Annotated in this window: 1 pseudogene; it reads right to left on the bottom strand. The window is 60.9% G+C overall.

The annotated features are described in order from the left end of the window. Positions 1–117: 117 nt before the first annotated feature. Positions 118–276 (bottom strand): annotated as a pseudogene (locus tag SB816_RS31305) (glyoxalase); the annotation flags it as partial.

The following is a 276-nucleotide window of genomic DNA, read 5'->3' as shown; positions in this document are numbered from 1 at the left end:
CTGCGTGTACCACTTGCGGATATGAAAACCTTCGAAATTGGCGGTCTTGCTCATCGCGATTCCCTGGTCAATGGTGTGGATATGCGGTGGTTCGGAGCGGCAACGGCGGCGGCGACGCTAGTCGAACAGCGGTTCGAGCTGCGTCGGATCGCTCGGCGCGTGGTAGCGGTTGAGCACGCGCTTGCCTTCCTCGTCGTCGGTGACGGTCTCGCAGAAGAACTCGAGGCGGTTGCCGTCCGGATCGTTGAAGTACACGCCGATGCCCACCTTGTGATC

The sequence above is a fragment of the Achromobacter sp. SIMBA_011 genome (assembly GCF_046535435.1).
Taxonomy (GTDB): Bacteria; Pseudomonadota; Gammaproteobacteria; order Burkholderiales; family Burkholderiaceae_B; genus Achromobacter; species Achromobacter dolens.
The sequence above is the reverse complement of the archived record's forward strand: the minus strand, read 5'-3'. Positions and strand labels throughout refer to the sequence as shown.